The organism is Rhizobacter sp. P2_H2, from assembly GCF_056403375.1.
Map to the genome: position 1 here is coordinate 1 of NZ_JBFUFP010001285.1, position 1373 is coordinate 1373.

Annotated in this window: 2 protein-coding genes; both read left to right on the forward strand. The window is 68.5% G+C overall.

The genetic code is table 11. The features are described 5' to 3' along the window. On the forward strand, positions 1 to 580 hold a 580-nt coding region (locus AC1D15_RS32380), incomplete at its 5' end, for a lytic transglycosylase domain-containing protein (protein ID WP_477829288.1). Positions 581 to 811: 231 nt separating this feature from the next. Beyond that, positions 812 to 1373 (forward strand): ABC transporter substrate-binding protein (locus AC1D15_RS32385; protein ID WP_477829289.1); only part of this gene is annotated, 562 nt, incomplete at its 3' end.

The window sequence follows — 1373 nt, forward strand, 5'->3', positions numbered from 1 at the left end:
GCGCATGCTCGAGCGCGTCGGCCAGCCCGGCGCCGACATCCCCGACTGCATGCGCCCGCCCGCGCCCGTCGTCGCGGCGGCGGTGCAGGCCACACCCGTCGCCGCAGCACCCACCGCCGAGTTGCGGACCAACGGCCCCAAGTACATCGTCGACCTCGTGAAGACCATCGCGCCGGAGTACCGCGTCGATCCGCAGCTCGCGCTCGCGTTCATCCAGGTCGAATCGAACTTCGACGTGGTCGCGCAATCGCCGAAGAACGCGCAGGGCCTGATGCAGCTGATCCCCGAGACGGCCGCCCGCTTCAACGTGAAGCGGCCGTTCGACCCGGCGCAGAACATCCGCGGCGGCCTCGCCTACATCCGCTGGCTGCTCGCCTACTATCGCGGCGACGTGACGCTCGTGGCGGCAGCCTACAACGCCGGCGAAGGCGCGGTGAACCGCTACCGCGGCGTGCCGCCGTATGCCGAGACGCTGGGCTACGTGAGTCGCATCCTGAAGTCGTCGCGCATGCTGACGCACCCGTTCGACACCGCAGTCACCGAGGCCTCGCCGCAGCTCGCCTCGATGCGCAAGTTCTAGGCACTTGCCTGCTCGGCGGACAGTGCGCACTGTCCGCGTTCCATCCACTGCCGCCTGGCGCGGCCCCCGGGACAACCCGAAGCTGCTGACACAAAGTCCTTGCCACTCAAGGGCTTGAACGGCGTGGCGCACGATCGCCAGGTGTGGCACGTCGCTTGCGCTGTGATGGTGCACGCGCATCACCATTCCAATAAAACAGGAGACAGCATGACCGCGACCCGACGGCGCCCGATGGCGCTGCTGGCCTGCCTTTCCCTGGCCGGGCTTTCCATCGCCGCCACCGGCGCGCTGGCGCAGCCCAAGGACATCCGCATCGCCCACGTCTACAGCAAGACCGGCCCGCTGGAGGCCTACGGCAAGCAGACGCAGACCGGCTTCATGATGGGCCTCGACTACGCGACCGGCGGCACGATGACGGTGGCTGGCCGCAAGCTCATCGTGATCGAGCGCGACGATCAGGGCAAGCCCGACGTCGGCAAGAGCCAGCTCGCCGCGGCCTATGGCGACGACAACGCCGACATCGCGGTCGGCCCGTCGTCGTCGGGCGTCGCGCTGGCGCTGCTGCCGGTGGCGGAGGAGTACAAGAAGCTGCTGCTGGTCGAGCCCGCGGTCGCCGATTCGATCACCGGCGACAAGTGGAACCGCTACATCTTCCGCACCGGGCGCAACAGCTCGCAGGATGCGATCGCCAACGCGGTCGCGCTCGACAAGCCCGGCGTCACGATCACGACGCTCGCGCAGGACTACGCCTTCGGCCGCGACGGCGTGAAGGCCTTCAAGGAGTCGATCAAGA